We start from the raw sequence: 18,737 nt of genomic DNA on the forward strand, positions 1-18,737 counted from the left end.
AGATAATCTCGATTTGGTCACTCAGTTCATTGATAAATCTTTTTGATTATCATCAACGAGTGCCCACACAGATTGATAGGTTTAAATTGTTAAAGAGCGTTGTTCTTATTGAAATCGCTTAATGCGTCTCGTTGAACAGGGCAGCCATTTTAACGATTTAAAAGTTCGTGTCAAACACTTTTTTAAAACTTTTATTTTATTCACTTTAAAAAGTGAAATCAAACTAGCTCAAGGCTATCATCGCAAACCTTTTTGAGAAGGTTTTGACCTCTGACTCGTTGCTGCAGCTAGGCTGCGTACTCCGTGTCAGTGAGGGCGCATTATAGGGAGATCTTTTGGGTTGGCAAGATCTTTTTCGCGTTTTTTTGGATTTTTTTATTGTTCGATTAAAAAAGGAGCTAAAAGCCCCTTTTTTGTATATAAAACTCTCTAATTGACACTTTTCTTCTATATGAAAGCATATGCATCAGCAAACATACGATTTCTCTGTGCTTGCTTACGATCCACAAATTGATCTCGAGCCGCCCCTGCCATTTCAAATCGGCCTGCGATATAAATATCAAAATCGGCTAAAGATTCAAAGTCTTGCTCAATCGCTTGCAGGACATTACCTAGTTTACCTTGCCAATCTTGCTCTTCATTCTCTATCACTGGAACAAAATGAACATTCTTGGTTTGCTGGGCGATTTCTTTTAATTCTTGCATAGCATATAGCTGACTACTATCTTTTCCTCCCCAATATAAATAGATTGGCTGAGTTTTCTTTTGGCTAATGCAATGATCTAGGATTGAACGTACATAACTAAAGCCAGTGCCACCAGCAATCAATAATAGAGAGCGTTCTTGATCTTCTTGTAACCAGGCATCCCCATGTGGGGCATCAATTTGAATATTACTGCCATCCGCATAAGCTTGATTCATTGCCTCTACAACTTCGATGGCATAAGCATTATGTTCTGCAGCGCCGATATGTAATTCTAACTCTCCAGAATGTCGACAAGGGCTATTGGCAATTGAAAATGATCGCTTGTCTTTTTCGCCCATCACTACCATAAGGTATTGTCCAGCTTTAAACGACACTGGCGCTTCCGGATGTAATAAAATACGAAATGTGTTACTTGCTAATGGTTCGATGGACTTTACTTTACATTCAATGGTCATGATTTCCTCTTGTCACTCTTCAAATGTCAAAATTAAGTGACTCTTTGCGTATGCTTGGCATGGGAATATCCAACCCTGCTGCCTTTCTTGATTTGTCAGCATAGGTTGCAATTGATATTCCACTTCACCTTCGATCTTTTTACAGAGACAAGCCATACATGCTCCAACTTTACATCTAAACGGTAGCATGATGCCTCGCTCTATTGCGGCAGATAATATGGTTTGCCCTGAATCACAGGTAAACTCTATATTGCTAGGTTTAATTATTACCTTATAAGTCATCATAAGTCATCTGGGATAATGATACCTAGATCATTCCAGATACTGTCTATTCTTTTCACCAATTGAGAATCTTTAATAATTGGCGTTCCCCACTCTCTTGTCACTTCATCAGCAAACTTATTAGTGGCATCAAGTCCCATCATCGATCCTTTCTCTCTATTTAACATTAGCGTATCTCGTGAAGGATCCATACGAGTGGTGATCGCCCATATCACATCATTCCAATCAGAGATATCAACATCACCATCACAAATAATGACAAATTTAAGATCGATCTTCTCTTGCAAAAGATCTTGTAATTTATTGATGAGAGCAAATCCCTGGCCAGTTTGGCTCTTTTCCATTTTGACTATCATCATTTGATAAGAATTATCTTGGATAGGGAAATGTAAATTGGTGATTTCTGGTATCTGCTGATATAGATTCGCTACATCATCTTGAGTTAATTTCAGCAAACCCGTATTATTTAGCGCATTATTCGACTTATCGGCTTCTATTTCAGTTGGCCACTTCTTGGTAATGTCCATTCCCATTTTTGATCCCAAGCCAACAATTGGCGAAGCAAAATCAAGAGAATCAATCGGAGTATTATCGATAAACAAAGTATCCCTTTGCGGTTGCATATTTTCAACCATCGCTTGCGCCACACTACTCCACTCTCGAGCATTAATGTCTTCATCACACACTAAAACATACTTGGTGTACATAAACTGACGCAGAAAAGACCACACCCCCATCATGACTCTTTTGGCATGACCAGGATATTGTTTCTTCATCGTCACCACAGCCATGCGATATGAACAGCCTTCCGGCGGTAAATAAAAATCGATAATTTCAGGAAATTGTTTTTGAAGAATAGGCACAAAAACTTCATTTAATGCTACGCCTAATACCGCAGGTTCATCCGGTGGACGCCCAGTATAAGTACTATGATAAATCGCATCTTCACGCATCGTAATATGAGTAATAGTAAACACATGATGCTTTTCTGGTTCGTTATAATAACCAGTATGATCGCCGTAAGGACCTTCATCAGCAAATTCTTGCGGGTCGATATAACCTTCAAGTACCAACTCTGCACTCGCTGGAATATCAAGATCATTAGTCAGTGACTTTATTACCTCTGTTTTACTTCCTCTAAGTAATCCTGCAAAAGCATATTCAGACAAAGTATCTGGTACAGGCGTGACCGCACCTAGTACTGTCGCGGGATCAGAACCAAATGCAACCGAGACAGGGAAAGGTTTTCCCGGATATTTTTCCATCCAATCACGTAAGTCTAGCGCTCCGCCTCGATGAGCTAACCAGCGCATGATAATTTTATTCTTGGCAATTTTTTGCTGACGATAAATGCCTAGATTTTGACGCTTTTTATTTGGACCTTTCGTGATGGTTAAGCCCCAAGTTAATAGCGGAGCAACATCACCAGACCAACAGCTCATTACTGGAATTTTATCGAGATCAACCTGATCGCCCTGCCAGACAATTTTTTGGCAAGCAGCCGTTCGCAACCTTTTTACCGGCATATTTAATACTTGTTTAAATAACGGCAGTTTTGAAAAAGCATCTTTAAAGCCCTTTGGTGGCTCAGGTTCTTTTAAGAAAGCGAGCAATTTACCCACTTCACGTAATTCATTAACGTCTGTTCTTCCCATACCGATTGCCACACGTTCAGCGGTGCCAAACAAGTTAGTCAATACTGGCATGTCGTAACCAATAGGGTTTTCAAATAACAAGGCAGGGCCACCAGCTCGTAAAGTACGATCACTGATTTCTGTCATTTCATAATGAGGATCAACAGGATGAGAAATTCGCTTGAGTAAGCCATTCGTTTCCAAATGCTCAATGAAGTCACGTAAATCTTTAAAACTCATAACCTTTCCACTGGCTGCATGCGATGGCGGACATTATATACACAACAAAGACAATATGCATGAGCTCTCAAAGTAAAATCACAATCATTATCATTAAATTTATGGCTATTCTATCGCAGCGATTGATTTGAGTAATGCTTGTGATTGACTCACTTGCCCAGATTTAAGCAATGAGACCAACCAGTCATAGTGCTCACTTTCAGATAGCGTTTGTGCCACCAATAAACCATCACCTGAATGATTCAACCGTTCAATAAGAAAAGTTTGCACACTTTCAGGCATTAACTTCATGTTAGTGAGTTGTTTTAACGCAATGGGTTTTATCGCTGGGTTGTGCGTCGCATTCATAACTTGCTGCAATGAAAATGGATCCGCTTGTTGAGCTAAGCGTTGAATTTCCTTAAAGCTATGATCATCACCTTTCATTTTCCACAGTAAATTATAAAGCCGTTCATCCTTAGTTAATTGAGCCAATTTAATAATAATCGGCGTTGTGGGTAGCCACTTTAGACTATTACCAACCAATTGATTGGAGAGAAACTGTAAAGCTTGAGGAGAAAGACTATCGGCCTCACTGATAAATAGTGCTTCTTTTTGTCTCACTTGATAATCGTCACCTTTCAGCCAATTGGAGAGTTGCAATTGGTTATTTTCAGCTCCAATAATAAAATCGAGGGTAGTTTGATCTTGTTTCCAATGATTAATTAAACGGTTGGCCACCAACGAAGCATTAAAAGCTGGAAGCGTTACACTATAACCCTCACCAGATTCTGAATATTGGTAGAGTGGCTGACGAGTTTGGTGAGATTGAATGAAAATAGCCAAGCGAGGACTCAGCACCAAGCGCGTGTCTTCTAATTTTTTTAAAAAGAGGTAGCGCACCACTTCTTGCCTAGGCATAGGCATACTATCCAATGACGTTTGGATTTCGGGAACTTGGTCTTGCAAAGCTAATTGATAGATCTGCTCTACCGAAGATTGAACCTTAGGGTTAGTTAACCAAGATGTGACTTCATTGTGAGTCATCTCACTTGCTTGTACCCATTGCCCATTAAGCACAATATTCAGCAGAAAAATAATCGCTAACATCCGATGTCGCATTTTGTTTTCCTGTATTGAAAATCGAGGTCATCCTAACCTCTATCAATATGGTGCAAGTAAATTATCTTTTAGACAATAAAAATCACCGCCCAATGTGAGCGGTGATAGTCTTTATTCGTAGATCAACGACAAACTCAGAATTTACTGACGGCGCATCGCGTCAAAAAATTCATTATTGGTTTTGGTCATTGCCAATTTATCAATCAGGAATTCCATTGCATCTGTTTCACTCATAGGGTGAACAATTTTACGTAGGATCCACATTTTTTGTAGTTCATCCGATTTAGTTAGCAATTCTTCACGACGAGTACCTGAACGGTTAAAATCGATAGCTGGGAAGACACGTTTTTCCGCAATCTTACGGTTTAGGTGTAATTCCATGTTACCTGTACCTTTAAATTCTTCGTAGATAACTTCATCCATTTTAGAGCCAGTATCAACTAATGCTGTTGCGATAATCGTTAAACTACCACCTTCTTCAACATTACGAGCCGCACCGAAGAAACGCTTAGGACGGTGTAGTGCATTGGCATCCACACCACCCGTCAGAATTTTACCTGATGAAGGGACAACCGTGTTATAGGCACGCGCTAGACGAGTAATCGAATCAAGCAGAATAATGACATCTTTTTTATGCTCAACTAGACGCTTGGCTTTTTCAATCACCATTTCAGCCACTTGAACGTGACGAGATGCTGGCTCATCAAAAGTCGAAGCAATCACTTCACCTTTTACTAAGCGCTGCATTTCGGTTACTTCTTCAGGACGCTCATCGATAAGTAATACCATCAACTCACACTCAGGATGATTGTGGGCAATACTTTGTGCAATATTTTGCAGCAGCATCGTCTTACCCGCTTTTGGCGGAGCAACAATCAGGCCACGTTGACCTTTACCAATTGGAGATGCTAAATCTAAAACACGAGCCGTAATATCTTCCGTTGAACCATTACCACGCTCCATCACCATGCGTTCATTCGCATGTAAAGGGGTTAAGTTTTCGAAAAGGATTTTATTGCGGGCGTTATCAGGACGATCATGGTTAACGGTGTTGACTTTAAGGAGAGCAAAGTAACGTTCACCATCTTTTGGTGGTCGAATCTTTCCGGCTACTGAGTCACCAGTACGTAAATTAAAACGACGAATTTGACTTGGAGAAACATAAATATCATCAGGGCCGGCTAAATATGAGCTGTCTGATGAACGTAGGAAGCCAAAACCATCTTGTAAAATCTCTAAGACCCCATCGCCAAAAATATCTTCACCACCTTTGGCATGCGCTTTAAGGATGGAAAAAATGATGTCTTGTTTTCGTAAACGGGCTAAGTTTTCCAAACCTAGGCTTTCACCAAGCGCGACAAGCTCAGATACAGGTCTGTTTTTCAGTTCTGTTAGGTTCATAGTGGTGGATGCTTTTTTTGTCAAAATAGGATTCTGTTGGTTGTTTAATAAGATATGTTTGACCTATAGGAACGGCCAAGAAATGAACATTTGTGTATTTAACGTGCGTTAAATTATCATTAAAGTAAAGACTAGTCTAGTTTTATAAAATAACAAAACCGCCTATAAGCTATTTATATGCGGTTAAGTTTATCATTTTATCGATGCTTATAAATTAGCATCTAAAAACTCTTTCAATTGAGTCTTTGATAACGCACCAACTTTAGTTGCAGCAACACCACCATCTTTAAAAAGAAGTAATGTAGGAATACCACGGATACCAAACTTTGGTGGCGTGCCAGAGTTTTGATCGATGTTCAATTTACCAATGGTGAGTTTGCCTTCATATTCATCAGCAATTTCATCAAGAATTGGGGCGATCATTTTACAAGGACCACACCATTCTGCCCAGAAATCTACTAGAACTGGACCAGCAGCTTTGATTACATCATTTTCGAAACCTTCATCAGAAAGCTGCATAATCTTGTCACTCATCTTCCACTCCAATATATATTTTTATGCTCTGGTTGGATGATAACCAGCAATTAGATTCCCTATTTGAATGGATTTACTTTCGTATTGCAAGCTTAAGCTGATATTCTATAGTAATGAAAAAGACACACATCACAGAGCAAAAATTCGCCGACTTGGATTTATTACCCCAAGTCATTGAAGGATTGGAAAAAAAAGGGTTCGAATACTGTACCCCTATCCAAGCCTTGGCGTTGCCGGTACTGCTCACCGGCCAAGACATTGCAGGCCAGGCCCAAACGGGTACAGGTAAAACGCTCGCGTTTCTTACTGCTACTTTTAATCATTTGCTCAAAACAGCCGAGCCAGAAGGACGTGCCAAATCACACCCTAGAGCGATTATTATGGCGCCTACTCGTGAGCTAGCCATCCAAATCTATAACGATGCGGAAGGCTTAATTGCTAGCACAGGCCTAAAAGCAGGCTTAGCTTACGGTGGTGAGAGTTACGAGAAGCAGCACGCTAAACTACAAAATGGCGTCGATATATTGATTGGTACTTGTGGCCGAATCATTGATTTCTACAAGCAAAAAGTATTTAGCTTAAATAGCATTCAAGCAGTGGTACTGGATGAAGCCGATCGCATGTTCGATTTAGGCTTTATTAAGGACATTCGCTTTTTATTCCGTCGTATGCCAGAGCCAAGTGATCGCCTAAACATGCTGTTTTCTGCCACGCTATCTTACCGAGTGCAAGAATTAGCATTTGAGCATATGCATAACCCAGAACATGTGGTCGTCGAAGCCGAACAAAAAACCGGCCATCGTATTAAAGAAGAATTATTCTACCCTTCCAACGAACATAAAATGGCGCTGCTACAAACGCTTATCGAAGAAGATTGGCCCGAACGTGCGATTATTTTTGCGAATACTAAACATAAATGTGAAGCCGTTTGGGGTAGCTTAGCGGCAGATGGGCATCGTGTAGGCTTATTAACAGGTGATGTTCCTCAGAAAAAACGTGAACGTATTCTAGAAGAATTTACTCGCGGTGACGTGGATTTCCTAGTTGCAACCGATGTTGCTGCTCGTGGTCTGCACATCCCAGCAGTGACTCACGTGTATAACTTTGATCTACCTGATGATTGTGAAGATTATGTACACCGTATCGGTCGTACTGGTCGTGCAGGCGCAAGCGGCAAATCAATCAGCTTTGCCTGTGAACAATATGCGGTAAACCTACCAGGAATTGAAGAATATATTGAACACACAATTCCTATGTCGGAATACGACGCAGAAGCACTGTTAACCGATTTACCACCACCAATACGTTTACAACGCCGTCCGCAAACTAACCGTAGAACCAATACCGGTGGCTCTCGTAATTCAAACCGTAATAATGGTTCTCGCAATAATACTCGTCGCCCGCGTCAACCGCGTAACCCTAGCTAAGGTATGATTGATTTATGAGTAATGCAGTTTCATCCCCTTTATATGCTGTGATTGATTTAGGCTCTAATAGCTTCCATATGTTAGTCACCCGTCATATTGATGGTTGCGTGCAAACCATGGCAAAAATCAAACGTAAAGTTCGCTTGGCTAATGGATTAGATCAAAATAATCAGTTAAGTCAAGAAGCCATGCAAAGAGGATGGGACTGTTTAAGCTTATTTGCTGAGCGTTTGCAAGATATTCCAACCAATAATATTCGTATTGTAGGGACTGCAGCTCTTCGCTCAGCAACTAATGTTGATGTGTTTGTCAAAAAAGCGAATCAAATTCTAGGCCACCCTGTTGCAATCATTTCAGGAGAAGAAGAAGCGGCGACTATATATAAAGGTGTAGCGCATACTTCTGGTGGGCTAGGTCATCGTTTGGTGGTCGATATTGGTGGCGCCAGTACTGAACTCATTATTGGTCGTGAGTTTGATGCTAAAGCTCTAGTGAGTCTACCAATGGGCTGTGTTACCTGGCTGGATCACTACTTTCACGATCGCCAATTAACTCAACAAAATTTTGAACAAGCTATTTTGGCGGCAAAATCTACTCTAGAACCAATTTTGCAGAAATACACCACTCTAGGTTGGGATGTTTGTGTTGGTGCGAGCGGTACGGTTCAAGCACTGCAAGAGATCATGTTGGCTCAAGGTATGGATGAGATCATTACCTTAGCTAAATTAAAGCGACTACAGAAACAAGCCATGATGGCTTCTCATTTAGAAGAGCTAGAAATTGATGGCTTAACACTAGAGCGTGCTTTAGTTTTCCCTAGTGGCTTATCAATCTTAATCGCAATATTTGAAAGCTTAAATATTGAATCGATGACATTAGCGGGCGGCGCATTACGTGAAGGGTTAGCTTATGAAATGATCGGTGAAATGCGCCAATCTAATATTCGTCAACGCACGATTTCCAGCGTGCAACAGCGTTACCAGGTTGATGTTCAATATGGTGTTCAAGTGGCGGATGTCGCAATGCAATTGCTGCAGCAATGTGGCCATCAGCAATGGATCCCAGAAGCCCAAGCAGAATTTTTATTACATTCTGCAGCAGAATTACATGAGATCGGTTTAAGCATTGATTTCAAAAAAGGCGGAGAACACGGTGCCTATCTACTCCAACACCTCAACCTTCCCGGTTTTACTCGTGCACAAAAACACTTTCTTGCTGAACTAGTAAGACGCTACCGTGATTCGCTATCATCTCTACCAGAGCAACATGCGCTATCAGGGCAAAGCAGTAAGCGCCTACTACGCCTGCTACGCTTATCGGTTCTACTCACACACCGTAGAAGCACTCAGATTCAACCTAAATTTGCACTAACTGCTCAAGATGATCATTTGACTCTAGCAATGGACAGCGACTGGTTGAAAAACAATCCATTAACTCAAACTGAACTAGAAATTGAAGCTAACCGCCAAACAGATATTGGCTGGCCATTAACCATTACTAGCTTGTAAAACTCTCCACAACAAAATTCTTTCTATAAAAATGGGAGTCTATTTTCAGGCTCCCATTTTTTATTTAATTGTAACGACTACCGCCAAGGCTAATCTTCGACTTGATCGGCAGAGATATTATCTTGCGCTAACCATTCAGCGACATCTTTAGCAAAATAAGTCAAAATACCATCGGCACCTGCACGCTTAAAACACAATAGAGATTCCATCACCGTTTCTTTTTCTTTTAACCAACCATTTTGAATCGCCGCTTTATGCATCGCATACTCACCAGATACTTGATAAGCAAACGTCGGTACTTGAAGCTCAGTTTTTACTCGGCGAACTACATCTAGGTATGGCATGCCAGGTTTCACCATCACCATGTCGGCACCTTCATTAATATCCATCGCCACTTCATGCAACGCTTCATCACTGTTAGCCGGATCCATCTGGTAGTTTTTCTTATCTGCGCCTTTCAAGTTACTGGTAGAGCCGACAGCATCGCGGAACGGGCCATAGTAATTAGAAGCATACTTAGCAGAATACGCCATAATTTGCGTATGAATATGGCCGGATTTTTCCAGCGCTTCACGGATTTTACCAATACGTCCATCCATCATATCCGATGGCGCGACTACATCCGCCCCCGCTGCCGCATGCGACAATGCCTGCTTAACTAACACTTCTGTGGTTTCTTCATTAAGCACATAACCATCTTTATCGATAATGCCATCTTGGCCATGGGTCGTGTATGGGTCGAGCGCAACATCAGTGATCACACCAATATCTGGCACATGCTCTTTTAATGCGCGTACCGCACGTTGCACTAATCCTTCCGGGTTATGAGCTTCAGCTGCACATAATGATTTAGCGTCCTGATTCACGACAGGAAATAGCGCAATCGCAGGCACACCTAATTTGGCGAGATAGTCGGCCTCTTCCAATAATAAATCAATGGATAGTCGTTCAACTCCTGGCATGGATTCTACCGCTTCACGACGGTTTTTCCCCATCAATACAAACATCGGATAGATCAGGTCATTGACTGATACTTTATTCTCAGCGACTAAGCGACGACTGAAATCATGCTTACGGATACGACGTAAACGACGACCAGGGAATTGACCTTGAATAGATACTGACACCTTTACTCTCCTTACTGATAGGTTCTATAACTTTGCTATCTCCATCATATCACCCTCGCCATGCCATGAAAGCAAAGAATGTCTCAATCCCTTATGAATTCATAACCGGATGTGATCTTAACTACTGTGTCATTTATGCCCCAGTCACTTAGGTATATACTAAGTGAGTATTCTCCAACTATGAGTTTTTTATGATAGATAGCCATGCGCACATTTATGCCGAAGAATTTGATCAAGACCGTGATGACGTCGTTCAACGCGCTAAAGATATCGGCATAAAGAAAATTTTACTGCCAAATATTGATTTGAATTCAATTGAGCCTATGCTCGCAACGGAAGCCGCCTATCCAGACACTTGTCATTCAATGATGGGATTACACCCTTGTTACGTAAATAACAATATTGAACAAGATTTAGCGACGATTAAAGCATGGTTTGATAAACACAAGTTTATTGCAGTAGGTGAAATTGGTATTGATTTGTATTGGGATAAAACCTTCCAAGCGGAACAAGAATTCGCCTTTCGCGAACAGTTAAAATGGGCTAAGGAACTAAAATTACCGGTAGTGATCCATACTCGAGATTCCATCGACCAAACACTACGTATTTTATCTCAAGAACAAGATGGCACATTAACGGGTGTCTTTCATTGCTTTGGTGGCTCAGTCGAACAAGCCAACGCGATTAACGACCTCGGTTTCCATTTAGGGATTGGTGGCGTATCTACTTTCAAAAATGGAGGGATGGATAAAGTTATCCCTGAGCTTAATCTTGATTACCTTCTTTTGGAAACAGACTGCCCTTATTTAGCACCAACCCCGCATCGTGGTAAGCGAAATGAACCGTCGTTTATGCAATTAGTAGCACAACGTATTGCGGACTTAAAAGAGATGCCGGTCTCGCAAGTGTGTGATATTACCGATCGTAATACTGGAACCTTATTTAAACTAAAATAGCAATCGCATCATCGATTGATACTAAAATGTTTCACATGAAACCATAAAAAACGCAGCCACCTTTATCATAAAAATAATTGGTTGCGTTTTTCGATCTTAGCGATAATACCAATCACACTAATTAGATGAACAGATAATTAGTACGATTGGTATAAGGTTTAGAGTTCCACTTAACCGTCATCGTTATCATTTTGGTTTTCATCCGACTCACCACGCTTGGTATAGAAACGCGAAAAAAATAAACCAATCTCAAACAAAATACACATCGGCACCGCGAGTAAGGTTTGCGACACCATATCCGGTGGTGTCAATAGCATCCCAACAACGAAAGCCACCACGATAATATACGGTCTTTTCTGAGCCAAAGATTTTGCATCTGTCGCGCCAGTCCAGCACAACAAAATAATCGCAACTGGCACTTCAAAAGCAATACCAAATGCCATGAATAGCGAAAGGACGAAATCTAGATAACTGGATATATCGGTAGCAAACTCGACACCACCCAATGAAATCGCGGTAAAGAACCCAAAGATCAGTGGGAAAACCACAAAGTAAGCAAACGCAACACCAGCATAGAACAGCAAAGAGCTAGAAAAGAGTAATGGCGCGATCAAGCGACGCTCGTGCTTATATAAGCCTGGCGCAACAAACGCCCATATTTGATAAAGTACCAAAGGTACAGCAACGAATACTGAAGCGACCAAGGTAAGTTTAAGTGGTGTAAAAAATGGCGAAGCAACATCGGTTGCGATCATACTTGCGCCTTCAGGCAAGCGATCAATTAATGGTGCGGAAACAAATTCATAGATATTACTAGAAAACCAAACCAGACCAACAAAGACCACTAAAACAGATGCAATCGCTTTTAAGATTCGGTTTCTCAGCTCAATCAGGTGGGAAATTAATGGCTGAGTTTGTTCTTGAGTGGACATGTGAACCTCTTGATAACACGCTAACTCACTGAAGATAACCAGTGAGTAGCAAAGAAAAACAGGGAGTTAAGCTTTTTTGTCGTCAGATGTTTTATTCTCATCGATAGAACTTACATCTTTCATGATGCGATTCTCTTCCGATAGATATTCATCTGTCGAACTAGAAGGCGTTGTAGTAGAGGTAGGTTCAGATTCTTTAGCGTAAGGTCGCTGCACATCTTGAGCGGCTTTTTTTAGCTCTTCAATAGAAGATTGCAGCTCCGGAGAGAGATCTTTCATCCCCATATTTTCAGCCTTACGTAAATTATCTTGCAGCTCTTGTATTTTGAGCTCTTGGGATAATTCATCTTTCACATTGTTCGCCATCGTTTTTGCAGTGTGAACAAACTTGCTCACACTACGTATCGCGACCGGTAAACGCTCTGGTCCTAAAACAACAAGTGCGACAACCGATATTAATACCAGCTCCCAAAAACCGATATCAAACACAGATTAGCCCTGCTCTTTTTCTTTTTTAGTGTCAGTTTCTACACTTGCATCCACTTTGTTTTGATCAAGCGATTTCGCTTCAAAATCCGCATCTTTTGATTCAGTTTTTTTCTCTGCATCTTCTTCGCTCATCGCTTTTTTAAAGCCTTTTACCGCAGAGCCTAAATCACCACCAATACCACGTAGTTTTTTAGTACCAAATAACAACACAACGATGACTGCAATAATCAAAAGTTGCCAAATACTGATTCCGCCCATTTGTTTTACCTCGGGTCAAATAAAAAGAAACACATACTAATGTGCCAAATTTACGATTTAATTACGGTAGATTCGCCAACTCGCGAGCCAAAATATAGCTCCCACAATAACAAACCCACCAGACAATTGATGATGCCAATCCGTTACACTTAACTGCAATATGGCAGAGCATACGACTAATGTCGCGCCAATGCCAAATAAAAACTTACTTGTCGTCTGTTTTCGCTTACTCGCCGAATATAGGGCAAAGTAACGTGCTACATTTTGATCTAAGTCACGCCCACGTTTTAAAGTTTCGTAGAGTAACTCTGGCAACTCAGGTAATTTTTCTGCCCATAGTGGTGCTTTGTCTTTCACTGCATTCAATATTGCTTTCGGCCCTACTTGCTCCATCATCCATTTCTCTAAGAAAGGCTTGGCGGTTTGCCACAAATCAAGTTGTGGGTATAGTTGACGACCTAGTCCTTCGATATAAAGTAATGTCTTTTGTAGAAGTACTAATTGTGGCTGCACCTCCATATTAAATCGACGTGCTGTATTGAATAAGTTTAGCAATACATGACCAAAGGAGATGTCGCATAATGGTTTAGCGAAAATAGGCTCACACACGGTCCGAATAGCTGCTTCAAAATCAATAAGATTAGTATCGGCAGGCACCCACCCAGAATCAACATGCAATTCAGCCACGCGTCGGTAGTCTCGGTTAAAGAAGGCTAAAAAGTTTTCGGCTAAATAACGCTTATCTTCATTATTGAGCGTGCCGACAATCCCGCAGTCTAAACCAATCCACAAGGGATCTTCCGGTGTCTCCCAAGAAACAAACACATTACCTGGATGCATATCAGCATGAAAAAAGCTGTCACGAAACACCTGAGTAAAAAAGACACTTACGCCTTTCTCGGCAAGAAGTTTCATGTTGGTGCCGTTTTTGGCTAGTCCATCGAGATCCGACACTTGGATACCATAAATTCGCTCAGAGACCATTAAATTCTCAGAGCTAAAGTCCATTAATACATCCGGAACATAGAGATCTTTACTGTCGGAAAAATTACGGCGCAGCTGCAATGCATTGGCCGCTTCCATACGCAGGTCTAGCTCACTGAGCAAGGTTCTTTCGTATTCTTCAACTACTTCAACCGGTTTTAATCGACGTGCATCTGGCATAAATCGAGCAACAATTCTCGCCATGCGGTACATCAATTTTAAGTCTGCTTCGATAACCGGGCGAATATCGGGGCGAATAACCTTAAGAACGACTTCTTGGCCAGTCTCTTTTACCTTCGCGGTATGCACTTGGGCAATCGATGCAGAAGCAAGCGGCGTAATATCAAAATCATCAAACCATTGCTCTAATGGTCCACCCAATGACTTTTCAATCTGTTGCTTCGCCAATTCACCATCAAATGGGTTCACTTTATCTTGTAATAAGGCTAAAGGATCGGCGATGTAATCAGGAAATAAATCACGGCGAGTCGACATCATTTGGCCGAACTTGATCCAAACCGGACCTAATTCTTGTAAAGCGAGTCGCAAGCGTTGACCCACTTCTTTATCTTGATGTTTTTTACGGATCCAGAATAAAAGTTTAATCAGGCGACGAGGCATTTTTACCAATTGATGTTCAGGTAAAAGTTCATCTAGTCCGTATTCTAATTGAATTTTGATAATGCGATATAAACGTCTTACTTCACCTAACGTCATAACTTCGCCACCAATCTCTCTAAACGTTGTTCGATGACTGACACTGAACCGGCCAGCTCATCAACTTGATCGCAGAAGTAAGCAACTTCAAGCGCATTAGGAGCAATTTTCCACTCTTGAGTAACCACTGTACCCAACCTTCTTTGTTGGTTCTGCAATCCTTGTTTAAGCCATTCAGCTTGATTCTTAGCACCTTGCACTACGGTATGAGCGACAACATCTCCAGTTGCACGAGATAGCCACTCTTCCGGATCCGGCTTAATGTCGGTCATCAGTTGGGAGAACTTTTGTGCTAATTGAATATCACCTTCTAGGACTAACTTGTCTTGCTTAATTAAACGCGTGATATTGGATTGATCTTTTAATTCAGGCAGTACTGCTAACTTTAAACTCAAGTAACAATCCGGCTCAGCTTCATAATGACTAAGTACATCAACCTGGTGACTAAACACAAAAATCAGTTGACGATCGAGTTCTTGTATATGAACTTTGATCACCTTACCTTTTAAACGAGCGACCTGCTTTTGATGTTCAGGCGCGTCGAGAATTAAACGGTTTAATGTGGTTTCAATAATCCCTGTCACCAATGGTTCAAATGGCATACTTATTCCTTAAAACTTATATCCGCGATGCAAGGCAACGATACCGCCAGTCAAATTAAAGTATTTAGTTTGCTCAAAACCCGCGTCTTCCATCATGCCTTTTAATGTTTCTTGATCTGGATGCATACGGATGGATTCAGCTAAGTAGCGGTAGCTATCGGCATCATTGGCCACAAACTCACCAATTTTAGGCAGTAAATGGAAAGAGTATAAATCGTAGACTTTCGATAATGCTTCAACTTTCGGCTTCGAAAACTCAAGTACCAATAAGCGACCACCGGGCTTTAATACTCGGAACATAGAGCGCAGCGCTTTGTCTTTGTCTGTCACATTACGTAAACCAAAACTGATGGTAATGCAATCAAAATGATCATCAGGGAAAGGAAGCTCTTCTGCATTGGCTTGCACGTAATGAACATTGCCGACAATACCGATATCACGCAGCTTATCGCGGCCAACATTGAGCATAGAGTTATTAATATCAGCCAATATAACTTCGCCAGTATCACCAACTATACGTGAAAACTTAGCGGTTAGGTCACCAGTACCACCAGCAAGATCAAGCACCTTGTGTCCAGGACGAACACCACTACAATCAATCGTGAAGCGCTTCCATAAACGGTGAATGCCACCCGACATTAAGTCATTCATGATGTCGTATTTAGCGGCCACCGAATGAAAGACTTCTGCAACCTTTTCAACTTTTTGCTCTTTTGCTACGGTTGAAAACCCAAAGTGCGTGGTTTCAGTTTGCGAGTCAGAACTGTCTGCATGTACTGGCTTATCTGTCATGTTTTCTATTACTCCAACGTTGACACAGATGTGCGCTTAATTTGATTGCGGTTAGTTTACTTTATCCTCAATCGCTTGTCTGTCTTTGTCAGAATCATTTTGTGCAATTTCACTCACTTCGGAGCTAATTGATTTTTTAACTTCTACCCCTAATGATTTGAAGCTCTCTGCCTGGCGAATAAGATTACCGCGTCCGGTCGACAACTTATTCATTGCACCTTGATAACTATTTTGCGCGCGGTTTAACGCCTGCCCAACCGCTTCCATATCATCGACAAATAAACGCATCTTGTCATATAACTTGCTGGCTCGCTCTGCGATCAGTTGAGCGTTTTGATTTTGTCTTTCATTACGCCATAAATGATTAATCGTCCGTAGTGCCACCAACAAAGTCGTCGGGCTCACCACGATAATATTTTGTTCCATCGCATCTCGAATCAAACTTGGATCGCGCTCAATAGCAAGCTGGAATGCCGGCTCAATCGGAATAAACATCAAGACATAGTCTAACGAGGTTATACCTTTTAGTTGGTGATAATCTTTTTGGCTTAGCTGTTTGATATGGCTTCTCACCGATACCAAATGTTCATTTAAGGCTTTGGCTTTTTGAGCATCATCGTCAGCATTAAAGTAGCGCTCAAACGCCACTAAAGTCATTTTCGAATCGATAATCACTTGTTTATCTTCTGGTAAATTAACGATTACATCTGGTTGATAACGTTTACCACTAGCGTGATTTAAGCTAACTTGGGTTTGATATTCATAACCTTCTCGCAAGCCAGAATCTTGCAGTACTTTCGCGAGAACCACTTCGCCCCAATTACCTTGCTGCTTGTTATCACCTTTCAGCGCTTGGGTTAAGTTAACGGCATCTTGCGCCATTTGTTCATTGAGTTTCTGTAGCTGTTTGATTTCATGTACTAAGGTATGCCGCTCTTTAGATTCAGCGTGATAGCTCGCAGTTACTTGCTGCTTAAAGCCATTGAGTTGTTCTTTTAATGGATTTAATAGGCTTTCTAGGCTTTGTTTATTTTGCTGATCAACACTTTTCACTTTGCTTTCAAATAACTGATTAGCGAGACTTTCAAACTCAACTTTTAATCTTTGCTCGGCTTTTTCTAATAGTTGTAGCTTCTCTTGAGCGGAACGTTTTTCTTGTTCATGCTTAGCGTCTTGCTCCCGCATACTGGCTTTTAGTTCATGATTTTGGTTATTTAATTGCTCATACTTTTCTTGCAGTTGATGCAAGTCGAACTGTATTTGTTCCAGCTGTTTTAATCGTTCATTAGCCACCATTAACTGGCCAAAATTCTTTCTCGCTTCGAATTCAGATTTATCACGCTCAATGTCGAGTTGGTCTAACTCCGATTGCTGCTGCTTTATTTGCTGATGTGTGGCCTGCAAAATTTGTTGTTGATTCGCTAATTCCGACTCATGCTGTTGTTTTAGCATTTCAATTTGGTGACTATGGCGATTTTTAATCCAAAGTTGTGCACCGACCAACATCATCAAAGCAACTATTAGGCAAAGCCAAATGAAATCGCTATGATTAAAAATCCACTGCATAAGTACCCTTACTTTCTTACATTTATTTATTCAGATCATATTAAATACTGGATAAATGTCCAGTTTATAGTTTAATTTAGCGAACAAGAGGCGATTATGGAAAACACGGCATCCTCAGAACGCAGCGCTCTTCTTTATGGGCTTGCGGCTGTTTTATTATGGTCAACCGTTGCCACTGCCTTTAAACTCACGCTGCAAGAATTTTCACCTATTCAAATGCTATTGGTCGCCAGTTTGGTTTCGGTGGCAATGTTACTGTTTATCTGCACAATCAAAGGAACCCTTCCTCAATTAGCATCAACCTTTCTCGCTAACCCTAAATATTTCATCTTATTAGGACTGGTCAATCCTCTCGGTTATTATTTGATTCTGTTTAAGGCTTACGACTTATTACCGGCATCTCAAGCTCAGCCGCTTAATTACAGTTGGGCGATTACCTTAACCTTAATGGCGGCCTTATTTTTAGGTCAAAGAATTCGCAAACAAGACTGGTTAGCCTGCACGCTTGGTTACTTAGGTGTGCTGATTATTGCAACTAAAGGGGATGTGCTTGCATTATCTTTTGATAGTCCATTAGGTGTGGGGCTGGCGTTATTATCAACCTTATTATGGGCAAGTTATTGGATTTTAAATGCCAAAAATAAAGCCGACCCAATATTAGTTGTCTTACTCGGTTTTTTGGTTTCGCTGCCGTTTTCTGCCCTGCTTGTTTGGTACGAAGGACTAGGTTGGGAAACAATCAGCATTAAGGGATGGTTGGCGGTGACTTATGTCGGATTATTTGAAATGGGCGTTACGTTTGTATTGTGGCTAACGGCACTAAAACGCACTCAAAATACCGCCAAGGTGAGTAATTTAATTTTTCTATCGCCATTTATTTCATTGATTTTGTTATCTCAAATTATTGGCGAGACTATCTACCCATCAACTTTAATTGGGTTAGTTTGTATATTATTAGGCTTAGTGGTTCAGCAGATAAAATTAAAAAAACGAAATATCGATTGTCTGGATAATCATTAATTAAAT

18 protein-coding genes are annotated in these 18,737 nt (G+C 41.0%); 4 read left to right on the forward strand and 14 right to left on the reverse strand.

Features of this window, described 5'->3' with window-relative positions; genetic code table 11:
• Positions 1-447: 447 nt before the first annotated feature.
• The 6 genes from fre to trxA all read right to left on the reverse strand — a co-directional run bounded on the left by fre (position 448) and on the right by trxA (position 6,353).
• Positions 448-1,161: an NAD(P)H-flavin reductase gene (gene fre / locus ACE3G9_RS14910; protein ID WP_417881419.1), complete on the reverse strand. Its 714-nt coding sequence runs from the start codon at positions 1,159-1,161 to the stop codon at positions 448-450.
• A gap of 12 nt (positions 1,162-1,173) precedes the next feature.
• Positions 1,174-1,443: a 2Fe-2S iron-sulfur cluster-binding protein gene (locus ACE3G9_RS14915; protein WP_449219571.1), complete on the reverse strand. Its 270-nt coding sequence runs from the start codon at positions 1,441-1,443 to the stop codon at positions 1,174-1,176.
• Positions 1,443-3,317, reverse strand: a complete 1,875-nt coding sequence (gene ubiD, locus ACE3G9_RS14920) for a 4-hydroxy-3-polyprenylbenzoate decarboxylase (RefSeq protein ID WP_417881421.1) — start codon at positions 3,315-3,317, stop codon at positions 1,443-1,445. Before ubiD ends, ACE3G9_RS14915 begins: the two co-directional genes overlap by 1 nt.
• A 105-nt stretch (positions 3,318-3,422) precedes the next feature.
• Positions 3,423-4,418, reverse strand: coding sequence for a hypothetical protein (locus ACE3G9_RS14925; RefSeq protein WP_417881422.1), 996 nt, complete (start codon positions 4,416-4,418; stop codon positions 3,423-3,425).
• Positions 4,419-4,559: 141 nt separating this feature from the next.
• On the reverse strand, positions 4,560-5,819 hold the full coding sequence (gene rho, locus ACE3G9_RS14930) for a transcription termination factor Rho (protein ID WP_237296489.1): 1,260 nt from the start codon (positions 5,817-5,819) through the stop codon (positions 4,560-4,562).
• Positions 5,820-6,026: 207 nt separating this feature from the next.
• Positions 6,027-6,353, reverse strand: a complete 327-nt coding sequence (gene trxA, locus ACE3G9_RS14935; RefSeq protein WP_027695437.1) for a thioredoxin TrxA — start codon at positions 6,351-6,353, stop codon at positions 6,027-6,029.
• A gap of 113 nt (positions 6,354-6,466) precedes the next feature.
• Between trxA and rhlB the strand changes: the two genes are divergently transcribed.
• Both rhlB and gppA read left to right on the forward strand, forming a co-directional pair.
• Positions 6,467-7,780 carry an ATP-dependent RNA helicase RhlB gene (gene rhlB, locus ACE3G9_RS14940; RefSeq protein WP_417881423.1) on the forward strand — a complete coding sequence of 438 codons (1,314 nt, stop codon included), beginning with the start codon at positions 6,467-6,469 and terminating at the stop codon, positions 7,778-7,780.
• A gap of 14 nt (positions 7,781-7,794) precedes the next feature.
• A complete protein-coding gene (gene gppA / locus ACE3G9_RS14945; RefSeq protein WP_417881424.1) occupies positions 7,795-9,288 on the forward strand; it encodes a guanosine-5'-triphosphate,3'-diphosphate diphosphatase in 1,494 nt (497 codons plus the stop codon).
• Positions 9,289-9,377: 89 nt separating this feature from the next.
• On the opposite strand, the gene hemB is transcribed toward gppA, so the two are convergent.
• On the reverse strand, positions 9,378-10,415 hold the full coding sequence (gene hemB / locus ACE3G9_RS14950) for a porphobilinogen synthase (protein WP_417881425.1): 1,038 nt from the start codon (positions 10,413-10,415) through the stop codon (positions 9,378-9,380).
• A gap of 191 nt (positions 10,416-10,606) precedes the next feature.
• On the opposite strand from hemB, the gene ACE3G9_RS14955 reads away from it, so the two are divergent.
• Entirely contained in the window at positions 10,607-11,371 is a 765-nt protein-coding gene (locus ACE3G9_RS14955; protein ID WP_417881426.1) for a TatD family hydrolase, read from the forward strand.
• A 170-nt stretch (positions 11,372-11,541) separates the two neighbouring features.
• On the opposite strand, the gene tatC is transcribed toward ACE3G9_RS14955, so the two are convergent.
• The 7 genes from tatC to rmuC form a co-directional block, all read right to left on the reverse strand.
• Positions 11,542-12,303, reverse strand: a complete 762-nt coding sequence (gene tatC / locus ACE3G9_RS14960; protein WP_417881427.1) for a twin-arginine translocase subunit TatC — start codon at positions 12,301-12,303, stop codon at positions 11,542-11,544.
• 66 nt (positions 12,304-12,369) lie between these two features.
• Positions 12,370-12,792 carry a Sec-independent protein translocase protein TatB gene (gene tatB / locus ACE3G9_RS14965; RefSeq protein WP_417881428.1) on the reverse strand — a complete coding sequence of 141 codons (423 nt, stop codon included), beginning with the start codon at positions 12,790-12,792 and terminating at the stop codon, positions 12,370-12,372.
• A 3-nt stretch (positions 12,793-12,795) separates the two neighbouring features.
• The gene (gene tatA, locus ACE3G9_RS14970) at positions 12,796-13,050 is read right to left on the reverse strand and encodes a Sec-independent protein translocase subunit TatA (protein WP_417881429.1); all 255 of its coding nucleotides are present in this window, start codon (positions 13,048-13,050) and stop codon (positions 12,796-12,798) included.
• 57 nt (positions 13,051-13,107) lie between these two features.
• Entirely contained in the window at positions 13,108-14,751 is a 1,644-nt protein-coding gene (gene ubiB, locus ACE3G9_RS14975; protein ID WP_449219564.1) for a ubiquinone biosynthesis regulatory protein kinase UbiB, read from the reverse strand.
• Complete coding sequence (locus tag ACE3G9_RS14980; RefSeq protein ID WP_417881431.1) at positions 14,748-15,353, reverse strand: ubiquinone biosynthesis accessory factor UbiJ; 606 nt, start codon at positions 15,351-15,353, stop codon at positions 14,748-14,750. The genes ubiB and ACE3G9_RS14980 overlap by 4 nt, the downstream gene beginning before the upstream one ends.
• Before the next feature lie 9 nt (positions 15,354-15,362).
• A complete protein-coding gene (ubiE, locus tag ACE3G9_RS14985; protein WP_417881432.1) occupies positions 15,363-16,145 on the reverse strand; it encodes a bifunctional demethylmenaquinone methyltransferase/2-methoxy-6-polyprenyl-1,4-benzoquinol methylase UbiE in 783 nt (260 codons plus the stop codon).
• A 51-nt stretch (positions 16,146-16,196) separates the two neighbouring features.
• On the reverse strand, positions 16,197-17,711 hold the full coding sequence (gene rmuC, locus ACE3G9_RS14990) for a DNA recombination protein RmuC (protein ID WP_417881433.1): 1,515 nt from the start codon (positions 17,709-17,711) through the stop codon (positions 16,197-16,199).
• A gap of 96 nt (positions 17,712-17,807) precedes the next feature.
• On the opposite strand from rmuC, the gene ACE3G9_RS14995 reads away from it, so the two are divergent.
• A complete protein-coding gene (locus tag ACE3G9_RS14995) occupies positions 17,808-18,731 on the forward strand; it encodes a DMT family transporter (protein WP_449219565.1) in 924 nt (307 codons plus the stop codon).
• The last annotated feature ends 6 nt before the right edge of the window (positions 18,732-18,737 follow it).

It is taken from the genome of Vibrio sp. E150_018 (assembly GCF_053544035.1).